This is a genomic window from Paenibacillus sp. CR_12, assembly GCF_041953985.1.
Taxonomy (GTDB): domain Bacteria; phylum Bacillota; class Bacilli; order Paenibacillales; family Paenibacillaceae; genus Paenibacillus_AQ; species Paenibacillus_AQ lautus_A.
In genome coordinates this window covers 82,125-96,305 of sequence record NZ_JAVFHO010000002.1, presented here as the reverse complement: position 1 = coordinate 96,305, position 14,181 = coordinate 82,125, and the positions used below count along the sequence as shown (strand labels likewise).

The following is a 14,181-nucleotide window of genomic DNA, read 5'->3' as shown; positions in this document are numbered from 1 at the left end:
TTAATAAAAGTGGCGAATGTGAAATACATATTACTTCTACTCCTTGGCTTTCTTGAGATCGCTAACCATTTCAGCATATTTATGATCTTCGAGCAGCCCATGACTCATAAAGTCAGCAAAGTACTTGCTAATCTTATGTTGCAGCGTAGAGTCCTTAATATCGAATTCCCTAAAAAACATGACTAAATTAAACTGCATCGACTCAAACATAAAAGAAATAAGGTCGTCGTCAATATCAGGTCGGAGATATCCATCAACCCTCATTCGGCGTAAAATGTCCTTGATTAAGGGGAATGACTCACCCTTTAGCACATTCAGATATATTTTTAGCAAAATGTTCTCAGGAATGTTTAAAAGTGTTTCAATGAGTTTGATTTCCAACTCATTCAGCGGCTCGGTCACAATGCCATTAACGCTACCAAATAAGCCAGTAAGGAAAAACTGGAGGAGGGAATCTTCATTACTGTTATTAAAATACGCAGCTCTTTTCTGGGTCACATTACGTATTAAGAGACAATATAGGTCATCTTTGTCTTCAAAATACCGATAAAATGTTCCGGGGTGCATGGACAAACTATCCAAAACCATCTTCATAGTTATATCCTCGTAAAGATGATCAACAAAAAGATGCATAGCGCTATTAGATATTTCCTCGCGCCTTGCTTCATCTAAACGAAAGAAAGTGCTTTTCGGCATAGATTACTCCTTTATGTGGGGTGTGAATTGATTCACACTATACTAATAATACATTCACATGTCAAGCAGTGTTGAAATATTAATATCATCATAAAAGATTTATATGAAGTGAAAAGAACGGGACGAATGGTTACAGAGGGAAGAGTGAGAAAGGAACGAAAATGTGAGGATGTATTCTAAAAGCAATAGAATATGGATTAGTGCGGTTTTAATAGTTTGTGTAGTAGGAGATGTAATGGTATTCCAAAGTACCCAGAGCAGATCCATGGATTGTTCTCCATTCTTCGGGTTTATTACTAGTTAAGTTGGACTCAGTGGAATATACCTCATCTTCCAGTTGGTGGAGGAAACTAAAGTGTCTGTGCTAAGATGAGGGTAAATTATGATTCAAGCTGGGGAACAAGGCTAGAAGGGGTGCACATTGAAGAAAATACTTGTCATTGACGATGAAGTCGCAATCAGAGATTTAATTGAGCTCGTACTGAGAAGAGAAAACTACGTCGTTCAAACGGCTGAAAACGGAAAAATAGCCCTGCAGCTGCTGGATGCTTTTGGGCCGGACCTGGTGCTGCTTGACTTGATGCTGCCTGACTGCTCCGGATATGACCTGTGCAAGGAAATCACCGGGAAACGTGCCGTTCCTGTGATCATGCTCTCTGCCAAAAATGAGGTAATCGACAAGGTGTTGGGACTAGAGCTAGGGGCGGAAGATTACATGACCAAACCCTTTGAAAATCGTGAATTGCTCGCTCGGATCAAGGTGATTCTGAGAAGAAACGAGAGCAATGAGGAATCAAGTGAAGGAACAGAAGTGAAATCTACACGCATCATTCATGAAGAGCTGACATTTGATCTGGAAAGCCGAAGGGTGCTGAAAAACGGTGTACCCGTATCTTTAACGGCCAAAGAGTTTAAAATTCTGGAAACGTTACTCAAAAGGCCGGACAAAATCTTTACCCGGGATGAGCTGCTGCAGATCGGATGGGGATATGACTTTATGGGAGACAGTCGCAGTGTGGATATGACCATCATGCGATTACGAAAGAAGCTGGAGGATAACGCGGACGAACCGAAGTATGTCAGGACGATCTATGGATTTGGCTATCAACTTGGAGGTGGCGAGGCCTGAAGTATGCAACCCGGTTACTGCTGAATTATTTATTATTCTCCGTGCTGTCCTTTGGCATCATCATTTTTGCGGTGAATAAAGCCATCGATTACTACAGCTTCATTACCATCGAAAAACAGATGATGGAGAAGGCGGATCTGTCCGAGTTGTCTTTCCGTGAGGTGTTGGCACAGCATAGATCATCGACAGGAGAACCGCAGACAGAAGAAATCGTCAGACTTGCTCTGGAGAAGCTGAAAGCTTCAGGCAAGGAAGTACGTATCTATGATAGCTCCAAGCAGTTGCTGGGCTTGGCAGTGGATGGCATCATCATTAATGAAGGCAAACCGCTTATTTTTGACAAAAATATTGAGAAAGCCCTGAGCGGCAGTTATGCCTACACCGTAACGGAAGATCATCTGCTTTATTTTGCAACTCCCATTCAGAATCAATTTTACGAAAATGCTTATGTGTATGAGTTCGTGGACGACATTTCGTACTTTTATGCGATTATGGATCAAATCCGTTATATCTTGTTTGCGGGTGCAGGCGGATTCATTGTGCTGATTACGTTAGCCAGTCTGTGGATTGCCCGCAACACAACCAAGCCGATTAAGGTGCTGCTTGGCGCAGTGCAAAGTTTCTCTAGACAAGAGTTTCGAAGGGTTCATCTTAACCGGAAGGATGAGCTGGGCATGCTGGCAGATGGGCTGGATTCCATGGGGCGTCAGCTGCATGATTACATTCAGTACCAGAAACAATTTGTCTCCAACGTATCTCACGAGTTAAAAACACCCTTGGCAGCCATTCGTGGTTTCTCTCAATACTTGGTTGAAGGGGAGAATGAGAACAAGGAACTGCAAAAAATCTATGGTCATCTGCTGCAGGAGTCGGATCGACTTACACGCTTGATTAATGAACTGTTGCTGCTATCCCGCTTCGACAAGGCTGGTTCTAACGAACTGGAAGCCGAGAAAACGGAAATGAACGAACTGATTCAGCAAGTCGCAATGAATATGGAAGCGAAGGCCCAGGATAAAGGGATCAAGATTATGGTTAGTAAAGCACAGGGAGAACCGGATGATGAGGATACCACAAGAGTTTACGCCAACATCAATCCAATGTTAATGTCCCATGCGATTGCCAACCTTGTGGACAACGCTATCAAATACTCAGGCAATCACTCACAGATTAAAGTAGAGATGGAACATACGCCAAGCGAGGTAGTTATACGGATACGTGATCAAGGTATCGGTATCGCGGGCGATGAGCTGGAGCGAGTGCAGGAACGATTTTACCGGGCAAAAAATGCAAGCACAGCGAACGGTTCAGGTCTTGGACTTTCGATTTGCAAAGAGATTGTAGAGCGGTTTAATGGATATATCGACATGGAAAGTCAGATCGGGGAAGGAACGACCGTTACGATTGTTTTGCCTCGTGTGTAGACCTGCATCTAAACCCAAGCCTAAATAGGTAACGTTACAAGATTGGTACATTTCTGTTATGAGACTAACAAATGCTTTTTTTATAATCACTTCATAAGAACAAATCACACATTTATGGAGGGATCATGATGAAACGGATAAACAAAGCTGGAGCTGTTACCCTGCTGAGTATTTTACTAACGGTAGCATTAGCAATAACGGGCTGTCAGTCTAGTGGTGCCAAGTCGCCAGAAGCGGCGCAGAACTCGGCTGAACAAAACACGCCCGACGAACAGGCCAAAGGCGAAGGAGCATCAAATTCTACTGCGCCTGCTTCAGAAAATTCGGAAGGACAAAGTGCTGAAACTATTAAGGAAGGTTCGATGGAGAAGGAAGGCAATGTGGTGCTGAAGGAGCTTGCTTTTGTCTATAATGAGCACACCATTGCGATTTCGGATACAGCGAATGAAGATCAGATGGAACAGATGCTGGGCAAACCGGATAACCTGAAATCTCATACGTACAGTGCTGGCGATGGAACAAACATGGATACGTTAATCGGTTTTACAGAAAAGGTTTATACGTATCCTGGTCTGGAGATTAAAACAATCAGTATACCGGAGGGGAAACAAGACTCCATCTTTCATATCGAAATTACAGATCCTAAGTACGCGACAGTGCGAAACATTAAAGCAGGGGATAGCCTGGATACACTCAAAAACGCCTACCCTGAGGGGAAACTGCTTGGTGATGGAGCCCCTAATGAGGAGGATGACTTCCGTTACGAGCCATCCAATTATGTGGATGTGATGTCGTTTCATATCAAGGATGCCAAGGTGGAGAGCATTCAGATCTACAGCCTTCTGGACTAATATTTAGTGATCGATGTCGGTAAGCATTCATACGATTCACCTTTAATACCTGCCCGGGAGAGGGGCAGGTATTTTCTGGTTTATAGACTCGTTTTATAGAATGTGTCGGAGGACAAGAACTTGTACCGATTGCCGTAAAGGACAAAATATGAGCCGATTACCGATTAGATAAGTATCTAACTATGTTTCGAAGCAATTTCATAAACTAACGGGCAGGATAATTGAAGATCAAACACATTGAGCCTTACACAAGTGACGGTGAAATTGTTGGCTTCACCGTGTATAAAAAGGCAGGAGGTGCCCTTATCCTGCCCTTCTTGCGTGTTTTAGATTTTGGTTTCTACTGTACTAAACGATCAAAATCCGGCTGCAATTTGTTCCGCAAAACATACAGCATGATGGCACCGACAAGGAATGCGACGGCATCCGCAATGACGAGCGACCAGATCACCCCGTGGAAGCCGTTCATCCAATTGGCGATATAGAGCACAGGAATCAGAGTAGCTCCTTGAATAACGGACATAATAAACGCGGCCGTTCCTTGCGCTGTTGCTTGGAAAATCCCCGTAAACAACGTGGTCATTCCTGTAATGAACAAGGATAAGAATGTCACATGCAAAATGTAGCTGCCCATTTCAATTAATTGCGGGTCATTCGTAAATAAACCGATTAAGTGACCGGAAATCAGATAGACGATGACACCGAATACGATGGCTAACGCCACAATCGTTTTGATCGTAAATCCAATGGTTTGCTTCATCCGTAATTTATTCGCTGTAAAGGAAAAGGCAATGAGCGGCACGACTCCCTCGCATAAGCCCATCAGAATAAACTCAGGAAATTGCAATAAACGTGATGAAATTCCGTAAGCCGCTACGGCCGGATCTCCATATTCAATAAGAAAACGATTTAAGATGAGCGACATAGCACCCAAAAAGATACTCATAATAAAGACGGGAACTCCGATTTTGAATACATTGCTCAGAATCTCCTTGGAAGCCTTGAACCATTTTACGGAGACGGTTAAGAATTGGCTCTTGTATCCAATATGGAAGGCGTAGAATGCACTCGCAACCAAGTTGGAAATGACCGTAGCAGACGCAACGCCAATCACATCCCAATGAAACACGAAGATGACGAACGAATCGAGAATAATATTGACGACCACACTGAGAATCATACCAATCATCGATATGATGGCTGCACCCTCCGAGCGCACGATATTCTCCAGCGTGAAGAATAATACGACGATTGGTGAACCGATAAGCATAATCGTGACATAGTCCTTCGTGAATCCGAAGGAGTCAGGCGTTGCCCCCAGGCCATAAACGATGGGATCGATCAACGGAAGACCGACGGCCATCACAATCAGACCGAGAACCAAACTGCTGTAAAAAGCGAATGAAGATACTTGCTTTGCATCATCATATTTTTTCTCACCCAGCAAACGGGAGATGAATGTACCGCTACCCATGCCAATCAAGTTGCCTAGCGCCATAATAATTGCGAATAACGGCAAGGTTAATGCGAGTGCGGTTAACATGGCGGTATTGTGAAGTGTACCAAGGAAATAGGCATTCAAGATGGAATAGATGACACTCATTGACGTGCCTAGCATCATAGGTACAGCGAAGTGAGCTACGGCTTTTGCGACCGGGGCTTTTTCAAAGTAATGGAGGTTTTCTGCATCCATGCGGGTCACTACTTTCTTTATTTATTTCGGGTTTAATCTTACAGTGTTAGATTGAACCTTACAGTGTTAGATGATATCATGAACCTATGAACCTGTAAAGAATAAACTTACACTGTTAGATAAAAGGGCGGATAACGATGAAAAAACAGCAACCTCAGATTTCGGAGGATAGGATTTTGGAAGCCTCGTGGGAGTTACTTGGTGAGGAGGGGATCGAGAAATTCAGCATGAGACGATTGGCCGTTAGGCTAGGGATTCAGGCTCCCTCTATATACTGGTACTTTAAGAGCAAGCAGAATCTCTACCAGCGTCTGGCCAACCAGGTATCGAAAATCATTCTGGAGGAGTACCACTCCGAGGGGGACTGGAAGGAGCAGCTGAAGGGACTTGCGGTAACGGTCCGAAGCGTGCTCAGCCGGTATCCTTGCTCCACGCAGCTCATGATGTCGACGCTGCCCCACGAACCGGACATCATCCGGTTCACCAACCGTATGCTGCTCTGCGTGGAATCGACGCCGCTTGAGCAAGAGCAAAAAATACAAACGGTTCTTACGATTATGAATTATGTCTTCAACTTCGTTTTGGATGATTATGAGCACCAGCGCAATGTCTCCGCGATTCTTAAGGACCATGGAGCGGGAGCGCTTCCGGGTGAGGAAATGACTCGCCTTCTGGATTCCATGAGCGAGACGGATGCGGGACTGTTCCGGAGAATGTTCACGAACGGGCTGTTCGAACTAATGGGTACCGACAAGGCGTTCGAATTCGGCTTGAAGCTGATTCTGCTCGGGATTGAGCAGGTGATCAAGGAGCAGGAGAAGTAGGAAGTAAGAACCGCCCATCCGGTGATCGGATGGGCGGTTCTGAATAGGTTTACCTTTTAGTCGCACCAAAATTCGCGCTATAGATGATACGTTGAACCGTATCATAAGTAAGGGCAAGTTTTTTGCGGAATTTCTTGTAAGTTATGGATTAGTATATAGCTTTGCAGGTTCCGGACTATGGTTACGTTTGAAAAGGTACATAGGGTTATCGTATTTTGGAGCATCCCCGTTACATCGCATTAGGGCCTTTTGTGATGAGAGCCATCGCAGTCATGTTCGTCTGAATTTTAGAAATTAACTGATAGGTGGATTAATGAATCTTTGGAGGTTCAGACTTCATAGTATCGTTAAGGTGGGTCACAAAAACACCTTCGTTCGGGCCAGGGTTATTTCGAAACATTTTCGCTTCTTCGACCAGAACTTCGTCTGTATCCGTACCAAGTACCTTTATCGTCGCATCAATGAATGACGAAAGTGGCATCGCACGCGGTTCATCGTTGTTGCTTTGAACCCACGGTGGCACAATTTCTATCACTTTTACCGAAGTGTCTTTAGGCATGTATCTTTGGGACAGCGTATAGTTATGAAGCGCCGCCTTCGTTGCGGAATATATAGCAGTGGCGGCTAACGGTACAAAACCAAGGATCGAAGTCGTGTTGATGTGATCATTTTCGCGAGATCATTATGAAATAACGCCTGTCGGCTGAAGCCGACAGGCGTTTTTGATAAGTTAATATTTGCAAAAATCACTTGAAACTTTGGACATGATTCCTAACTTCAACTCGTGAATACAATGTTATGAAATAAACCAGGAGGTATAAGAGCCCATGTTTTATATGCCGAGTTATTATCCGCTAAGTTCTATACAAAGGTGCTCTCCATATTATCGTAGTGCATCAGAACAAGCTACGTATAAATCTTTAGAGGAGGCACTAACATTAATTGAACAAGCAGTTTCTGGTGAGCGAGAAGATGAGTTATTTTATGATTATTTAATTTCAATGGCACCAACGCAGCAGGAAAAGGAAATTATAATTAGTATCAGGGATGATGAACGCAAACACAATAGGATGTTTCGTATGATCTATGAGGCATTCACGGGGAGAGCGATCCAGTCTCCGACGGAAGTCCAATTTCGAAAACCCGAATCATTTATAGAGGGTGTAGAGAAAGCTTTAATGGGTGAGTTAAAAGCGGTAGAAAGATACCGTAATATCAGAGCTGGACTGCCAAATAGGTATTACCGAGACATGGTATTTGAGATTTTAACTGACGAACTTAAGCATGCAAGTAAGTATAATTTTATTATGAATTTAGAACTCAAAAGAAAGTTGAACAATATTTCTAATTAATGATATGTATAACCATTAGTTCTAAATGGAGTGATGGTATTGGATCAGGATGAAGGTAAAAGAATAATCACATTTATCGTTCTGGCAGTAATCATTTATTCATTTATCACGGGACCTGCAGAAGGTAATGGAGGAGATAATGTTCCTATCATAGTGGATTAGTTTGGGGGTAAGAGCAGTGAGGAAAAATAACAATAACAGTAATGGAAAGAACAAGAAAAACGGTAAAAGTAAAAAAAACTCACTGCCCAAGTTATCCCCTGCCCAGATTGCAGTTATAGTCGGAATACTTACCAATGCCTTAGAAGTAAACTCTGTCCTGGTCGATAAAGACCAGAAGGTTCAAGTATTATTAGAGGGTTCCATTCGAAAGAAGACCAAAGCAGATAAAGTGGCGGAAGAACTTGATGATATAAGTGTGAGTGACCTAATCGAAGCTTATATTTTACGATAAGGGTAGACTATTTCTTGAAAATTCTATCCTTATCGTTTTATTTTGTTAAAACTGCCCATACTTAAGAAAGAAAATGTAAATATATGGAGGTGTGGGTGAAGCATGGTTGATCATATGATAATTTTACTTCGTAGTATATCAGCATTCGTAATTCTGTTAATTATTACACGTTTCTTAGGGAAACAAACATTATCTAACATGAATTTTCATGAGTTTGTTACGGCCGTTATTTTGGGTGCAATTGCTGCGAACTTTGCTTTCAATGAAAAAATGCAAGTCATACACTTACTGATTTCGCTTGCCGTTTTTACATTTACGTCATATTTTTTATCCATAATTGTCGTGAAAAATCGTAAGCTCCGTATGTTGGCTGAAGGCACACCAAGCGTAATTATAGAAGGTGGAAAGGTTCTTGAAGACAATTTAAAGAAAAATAAATTAACATTAGATACAGTCAATCAGATGTTACGTCAAAAAGATATTTTCGACATTTCAGAAGTTGAGTACGGAGTGTTAGAAATCAATGGAATGATATCTGTGATGAAGAAAAAGGAATACCAGAATGTAACTTTAAAAGATTTGAAAAAGGGATCAAAAGTGGAACAACAGTTTCCGATTGAGCTGATCATGGATGGACAACTCCTAGAAAAGAATTTAAAAATAAATGCTCTCTCTCCAGATTGGATTACAGAAAAATTAAAAGCCCGCAACAAAAATATTGAAGATGTTTTTTATGCAGTCAAAGGGACTGACGGTCAATTGTATATAGATTTTTACAAGGACAAAATACAACATCCAGTTGATGTAGAATAATGTTAATTAAGAGCTGCCCGGATGTATTTTGAGTTGGATATCAACTAGAACTTGTCCGTTGACGACGCTTCATCTGGCGAAATTCTCTGTCGAAAGACAGCAGAGTTCGACGTAAACCGGGCTGGCGCATCTCAGCGTGCTGATTGGCGGTCAATTTATTTTACAACAATATGAAGGACAAAGACATGGCGACACTGGTTACGGAAATGCCGGAAAGGAGGCTATTATTCAGGACCGTGAAGCGATCCAATGGAAGCGTTAGAAGAACCTCGTTGTTTTATGCAGGCAGGGTTCTTTTTAAAGTGTAGGACAGTAATGGGTTCTTACATAATAGGAAGGGGAATATAAAAAAATGAAGAATGCAATTGGCTCCTCGAATCAATCCAATTAATTCCTGGTTGACTTTGTTACATATTCTACGTTCCAACCGGCCTGAGATCGCCCGGGCTCATTCTGAACCGCGACAAGTAACCCGAATTTGTCTATCCGATATCCGGTTATGAATACGTCAGTAAATAACAACATTAATAATGGAAGGCACAAGAAAAATTGTAAAAGTAAAAAACTCACCGCCCAAGTTATCCCCTGCCGATTGGGGAGACATGAATAAGCTTTTATGTGAAAGTGTGAACATTTAATCGCTAATTCGCTTTCTTCTTGTTGGGAAGAATGGAGAGGACATGACAGTATACATGTAGATGTGTTTAATTTGCTCAAAATCTAATTTACAATTGGACCATGACAATCGCCGATGTTGCCTCACGAATGCATTGACTCCGATAGTTATTGTAAGCTCGTAGAGCAGTGGGGGCGTACTACACTGAAAGAAATGGCCCCACTGGTTATGAAGATTAATGATTAAACTAACGGGATATGCGGGGGACAAGAACATGAGCCGATTACCGAGGCGGATACGCTAGAATGTCTGGCAACGGCAGATGTGCACGATTTAGTGCAGCTATGTCTTGAAGGCAAGAAACCAGAGGAGAGAAGAGTGTGGACTACGAATCCACTTTTTTCACACTATTATTACTTTATTTGTAGTGATCAACATAAACATTCTATAGAAGAAAATTGTTTCTACAGGAGGTTTCCATGGATCAAAAGGATCAAAGTCATCAATTAGACCAAATAAAGCAAATGCAACAAATGTTTAAAGCGAACATGATAACCCAACCTTATCCCATGTACCCTAACTATGGGAAAATCACACGTTATGAAGAAATTCCGATAAGTTTACCTGAACAGCGACAGCTGCGCCATCCCGGAGAGGAAAAATTCATGGTACCCCTTCCAATTATCGAAAACCCGAACTATAAAGGGAGTGGAAAGTTAACAGGAAAAGTAGCACTTATTACAGGGGGGGATAGTGGAATTGGTGCAGCAGTAGCCATTGCGTTTGCAAAAGAGGGCGCTGATGTTGCTATTTCATACTTAGACGAACATGAGGATGCAAATAGAACAAAAACGAGGATTGAACAATTCGGACAACGTTGTTTTCTAATGCCTGGTGACTTACGAGACAAACATCAGTGTATCTCCATTGTAGAACAAACAGTAAATACGTTTGGACGTCTCGACATTCTTTGTAACCACGTTGGTATCCAATTTCAACAACTAAGCCTCCTTGACATTACAGATGAGCAATTCGATGACACCTTCAAAGTTAATATATATTCTCATTTTTACACAACAAGAGCAGCGCTTCCGCACTTAAAACCAGGCAGCTCAATCATTGGCACTTCTTCAGTCGTGACGTATGTAGGTGAGCAGCAAATGATTGATTATACGGCCACAAAAGGCGCAATCGTTGGTTGGACACGTGCTCTGGCAAAAAATGTCGTGAAACAAGGGATCCGAGTCAATGCCGTCGCCCCCGGCCGAATTTGGACTCCGCTTATTTCCGCAAGTTTCTCGTCAGACCAAGTCGCTGTATATGGAGCATTTAATCCAATGGAACGAGTTGCCCATCCATTTGAACTCGCACCAACCTTTGTCTATCTTGCTTCTGATGATTCTCGTTTTGTAACTGGTCAAGTTCTTCATGTTGACGGGGGAGAATCCACACATTCCTAATGGAAGGAGGTTACCATTTTGAGATATGAGTTTAATCCAGAAGTAAAGCTATTGCTTGTAAACCATTCAAATGAAAAAGTAAAGATGGTCTATATAGAGGATTCCTGGCCCATGTCAAAAATAGGACTGAGACCACCATACTATTGCTACCCAAGGTACGAGCTGAATTATCCAATAATCTAAATAATATCAGACATAAAGACTTAGATTTCACCCTAATTGAAGGAAATTATGATCTAGAATTACGGAGGGTATACTTTTTTAGATTTGAAATAAAGATTGTTCAAAAGTCCACCTGAATCCCATGTTTATCATAAATAAAAAGAATCTATTTTGAAAAAAGATTAATCAAACTGGATTCTTATCTTGTGATTTAGATACAGTTCTCATAGACATACATATGGGACACTTGACGTCTGTCGGGGGAAAAGAACATATTCCCATTGAAAGTCGCTAAATAAGCGACTTTTTTATTTTATCGGTACAAAGTTCTTGTCCCGAGCCAAAGACAAGAACTTGTACCGATTGCCGATTTTAACTTCAATGGTATCAGAGCTAACAGTTACTCCAAACCATCTTATACCGATAGAGGCTTCGACTTTGAGGCGACTATATACTTCAGCATATTTATAACCTTGAATATCTAGCATTAATGATGGAAAACGTATACTTAAAGAGGAGAATTACAAAGGAGCAATAATTGAAATGCCATCTAGTTGTTCTGTCTGTGCAGTAACGAAAGAAATTTTGCCTATCAAAGTAAAAATTAAATGGGATGAAAAAGAAGAAACTTTACATTTAAAGTCAGACAAATGACCAAAAGGGAATCCCAATAAACCATAGACTCAACAGGAGGTTGTTCTGTTCAGTCTTTCGAAGGTCCTTGTTTTATGTATAGAAATTGGCCAACCATCTTAAAGTTCAACATTAATTCGAGTAAGTTATATTTACAACAATTTCTCCATGATCTTAACATCCACATACTTACCATCCAAGATCCCTTGCTTTTCAAATACCCCCACATCACGGTAACCAAGCTTATGATATAAGCCTTGACCATTTTGATTAAATGGAAAGGTGAACAACACAATTTTATAAAAGTCTTTTTCCTTAGCAATCTCCTCGAGACGCTGAAGAAGCATGCTTCCAACTCCTTTACCTCTAAAGGTTCGATCGATGTATATGGATAGGTCAGCCACACCGTTATAAGCACATCGTTGCGAGTAAGGGTTGAGAGAAGCCCAGCCGATTACTTCATTATCATACTCAGCTACAATGACAGCGTAGCGATCCTGATGTTGCTGGAACCAGTTATTCATATATGCAATATTTTTTTGATCAACTTCTAGTGTCGCAATGCGATCCTCAATTCCTTGATTATAAATGTGCAATATACGTTCCACGTCGCCAGTATCTGCTGCTCTAATCAAAGTGGTTTTCATTGTTAATTCCTCCTATGTAGGAAATATAAGCTTAGCAGCAGGTGGCACAGCAGGTATTTATGCGTGGTTGTCTTGAAAAGGTTATACGTGTTTGTTTTCTATTGAGTTCTTTAATGGTTATCTCTCGGCTTTTTTGAATGTGAAGGTCACTTTTCATTAAATACTCTGCAACGTAAGAATGGAGCAACATCCTAATTCATCTCCTATATATCAAATTTATTAGTCAGATAATGGGCCGCAGCATTTATTAGATTTCGCCATCGCATCGTTAAAAATTTTAACGGAGTGTAGCACGGTTTCTTTTTCAAACTCGGTCATGTACGAAAACACTTCGTTAAGATAGTCATTCATTTGTTGATCAATGGTAGTCGCTATAAACTTTCCTTCCGTCGTAAGAGCCAGTGTATAAACCCTTCGGTCCTGTGGATCCTGAGTTTTTTTCACTAAATTCATTTTGATTAAGGATTGGACTTGTCTGCTAAACGTTGTAATATCAGTTCCTAGAGTCTCTGCAATCTGTTGCATCGAAGGGTTGTGCTGCCGGTCAATCTCATACAAGATGTGGCTTTGCACTAACGAGACATCATTTCCTCCGACACTGCAGCAGGTTTTATTTAGAAGACCAAATCTTCGGGTCATGATCTGAAACAATTCACGAGCATTTTCCATTTTCGAATCACCTCTTGTCATAGTTATACAATAAATATTTGCAATATGCAAATATAACGGGAAGATCCATATAAAATTTTGGATTTCAATTCATATGAGTTGGGTGAATGAGTATTAATCAAAATATTTTGATTTAGTCCTTGAACATACAATTTTTTCATGATATGCTTCATTCATCAAATTTTATTGATGGATGGTGGGACGTCCAATGATGAATTACTACACGATGGAAAAATTGATTGAATATCAACAAAATGAAGTTGAGCTGAAGGCACGACAAATGTGGAAGTGGTTGAATTCACAACACTTGAGACAGACGACGAGCATCTCGGCACCTATCACTGTTCAACCAACCACTGCTTGTTGCCATTGCTGCTAAATGGAGGTAAAGAGTTTATGATCAAAGAACTGAACGTTATCCAGCCATCCTGCGTGAATGTTGATTTTGCCCAATACGAAACTAAATTCAAAGCATTAGCAGATCAGAAAAGACTAAAGATCATGCATGAGCTCAGTCAAAAAGGTAGCGTTTGTGTCTGTGACCTGATGGAAATCATGGAAATGCCTCAGTCAAAGCTATCGTATCACCTAAGAATCCTACTCGATGCTCAGCTGATCACTCTCGAGACGAGGGGGACTTGGAGCTATTATGAGTTAAATCATGCAGTAGTTAATCGGTTGCTTTCACCTGAGTTATGTTGCATTTTTCGTTCGATAGACGACAAGCAGGGTGGATGTTGCTTATAAAGTCCAAAGGT

The 14,181-nt window shown here is 41.3% G+C and carries 13 protein-coding genes and 1 pseudogene; 9 read left to right on the top strand and 5 right to left on the bottom strand.

From position 1 onward, the window contains the following. Positions 1–36 precede the first annotated feature (36 nt). The gene (locus RB297_RS04190) at positions 37–696 is read right to left on the bottom strand and encodes a TetR/AcrR family transcriptional regulator (RefSeq protein ID WP_375119822.1); all 660 of its coding nucleotides are present in this window, start codon (positions 694–696) and stop codon (positions 37–39) included. Positions 697–1,117: 421 nt separating this feature from the next. Here RB297_RS04190 and RB297_RS04185 point away from each other — a divergent pair, with 421 nt between their 5' ends. The 3 genes from RB297_RS04185 to RB297_RS04175 all read left to right on the top strand — a co-directional run bounded on the left by RB297_RS04185 (position 1,118) and on the right by RB297_RS04175 (position 4,100). Continuing rightward, complete coding sequence (locus RB297_RS04185) at positions 1,118–1,825, top strand: response regulator transcription factor (protein ID WP_375119821.1); 708 nt, start codon at positions 1,118–1,120, stop codon at positions 1,823–1,825. Between the two features lie 71 nt (positions 1,826–1,896). After that, positions 1,897–3,249 (top strand): sensor histidine kinase, encoded by a 1,353-nt coding sequence (locus tag RB297_RS04180; protein WP_375119820.1) that lies wholly within the window; start codon positions 1,897–1,899, stop codon positions 3,247–3,249. 125 nt (positions 3,250–3,374) lie between these two features. Next, positions 3,375–4,100, top strand: coding sequence for a hypothetical protein (locus RB297_RS04175; protein ID WP_375119819.1), 726 nt, complete (start codon positions 3,375–3,377; stop codon positions 4,098–4,100). 340 nt (positions 4,101–4,440) lie between these two features. Here RB297_RS04175 and RB297_RS04170 read toward each other — a convergent pair whose 3' ends face one another. After that, a complete protein-coding gene (locus tag RB297_RS04170; RefSeq protein WP_375119818.1) occupies positions 4,441–5,793 on the bottom strand; it encodes an MATE family efflux transporter in 1,353 nt (450 codons plus the stop codon). A 137-nt stretch (positions 5,794–5,930) separates the two neighbouring features. Here RB297_RS04170 and RB297_RS04165 point away from each other — a divergent pair, with 137 nt between their 5' ends. Continuing rightward, complete coding sequence (locus RB297_RS04165) at positions 5,931–6,617, top strand: TetR/AcrR family transcriptional regulator (protein WP_009589507.1); 687 nt, start codon at positions 5,931–5,933, stop codon at positions 6,615–6,617. Positions 6,618–6,927: 310 nt separating this feature from the next. On the opposite strand, the pseudogene RB297_RS04160 reads toward RB297_RS04165, so the two are convergent. Further along, positions 6,928–7,278, bottom strand: a pseudogene (locus RB297_RS04160) (SDR family NAD(P)-dependent oxidoreductase); the annotation flags it as partial. A gap of 166 nt (positions 7,279–7,444) precedes the next feature. On the opposite strand from RB297_RS04160, the gene RB297_RS04155 reads away from it, so the two are divergent. The 4 genes from RB297_RS04155 to RB297_RS04140 all read left to right on the top strand — a co-directional run bounded on the left by RB297_RS04155 (position 7,445) and on the right by RB297_RS04140 (position 11,312). Further along, the gene (locus tag RB297_RS04155) at positions 7,445–7,969 is read left to right on the top strand and encodes a ferritin-like domain-containing protein (protein ID WP_277748972.1); all 525 of its coding nucleotides are present in this window, start codon (positions 7,445–7,447) and stop codon (positions 7,967–7,969) included. 178 nt (positions 7,970–8,147) lie between these two features. Next, positions 8,148–8,423: a hypothetical protein gene (locus RB297_RS04150; RefSeq protein WP_096773724.1), complete on the top strand. Its 276-nt coding sequence runs from the start codon at positions 8,148–8,150 to the stop codon at positions 8,421–8,423. A gap of 102 nt (positions 8,424–8,525) precedes the next feature. Beyond that, complete coding sequence (locus tag RB297_RS04145; RefSeq protein ID WP_096773723.1) at positions 8,526–9,236, top strand: YetF domain-containing protein; 711 nt, start codon at positions 8,526–8,528, stop codon at positions 9,234–9,236. A gap of 1,095 nt (positions 9,237–10,331) precedes the next feature. Next, positions 10,332–11,312 carry an SDR family oxidoreductase gene (locus tag RB297_RS04140; RefSeq protein WP_096773722.1) on the top strand — a complete coding sequence of 327 codons (981 nt, stop codon included), beginning with the start codon at positions 10,332–10,334 and terminating at the stop codon, positions 11,310–11,312. 947 nt (positions 11,313–12,259) lie between these two features. Here RB297_RS04140 and RB297_RS04135 read toward each other — a convergent pair. Together RB297_RS04135 and RB297_RS04130 are read right to left on the bottom strand one after the other, a co-directional pair. Next, positions 12,260–12,754, bottom strand: coding sequence for an arsinothricin resistance N-acetyltransferase ArsN1 family A (locus tag RB297_RS04135; protein ID WP_096773721.1), 495 nt, complete (start codon positions 12,752–12,754; stop codon positions 12,260–12,262). A 219-nt stretch (positions 12,755–12,973) separates the two neighbouring features. Next, on the bottom strand, positions 12,974–13,423 hold the full coding sequence (locus tag RB297_RS04130; RefSeq protein WP_096773720.1) for a MarR family winged helix-turn-helix transcriptional regulator: 450 nt from the start codon (positions 13,421–13,423) through the stop codon (positions 12,974–12,976). A gap of 432 nt (positions 13,424–13,855) precedes the next feature. Here RB297_RS04130 and RB297_RS04125 point away from each other — a divergent pair, with 432 nt between their 5' ends. After that, on the top strand, positions 13,856–14,170 hold the full coding sequence (locus RB297_RS04125; RefSeq protein WP_096774554.1) for an ArsR/SmtB family transcription factor: 315 nt from the start codon (positions 13,856–13,858) through the stop codon (positions 14,168–14,170). Positions 14,171–14,181 lie beyond the last annotated feature (11 nt).

Coding starts and splice junctions, on each gene's coding strand:
- RB297_RS04140 (WP_096773722.1), top strand. CDS start 10,332: ATGGATCAAAAGGATCAAAGTCATCAATTAGACCAAATAAAGCAAATG.
- RB297_RS04170 (WP_375119818.1), bottom strand. CDS start 5,793: ATGGATGCAGAAAACCTCCATTACTTTGAAAAAGCCCCGGTCGCAAAA.
- RB297_RS04130 (WP_096773720.1), bottom strand. CDS start 13,423: ATGGAAAATGCTCGTGAATTGTTTCAGATCATGACCCGAAGATTTGGT.
- RB297_RS04155 (WP_277748972.1), top strand. CDS start 7,445: ATGTTTTATATGCCGAGTTATTATCCGCTAAGTTCTATACAAAGGTGC.
- RB297_RS04135 (WP_096773721.1), bottom strand. CDS start 12,754: ATGAAAACCACTTTGATTAGAGCAGCAGATACTGGCGACGTGGAACGT.
- RB297_RS04190 (WP_375119822.1), bottom strand. CDS start 696: ATGCCGAAAAGCACTTTCTTTCGTTTAGATGAAGCAAGGCGCGAGGAA.
- RB297_RS04175 (WP_375119819.1), top strand. CDS start 3,375: ATGATGAAACGGATAAACAAAGCTGGAGCTGTTACCCTGCTGAGTATT.
- RB297_RS04145 (WP_096773723.1), top strand. CDS start 8,526: ATGGTTGATCATATGATAATTTTACTTCGTAGTATATCAGCATTCGTA.
- RB297_RS04165 (WP_009589507.1), top strand. CDS start 5,931: ATGAAAAAACAGCAACCTCAGATTTCGGAGGATAGGATTTTGGAAGCC.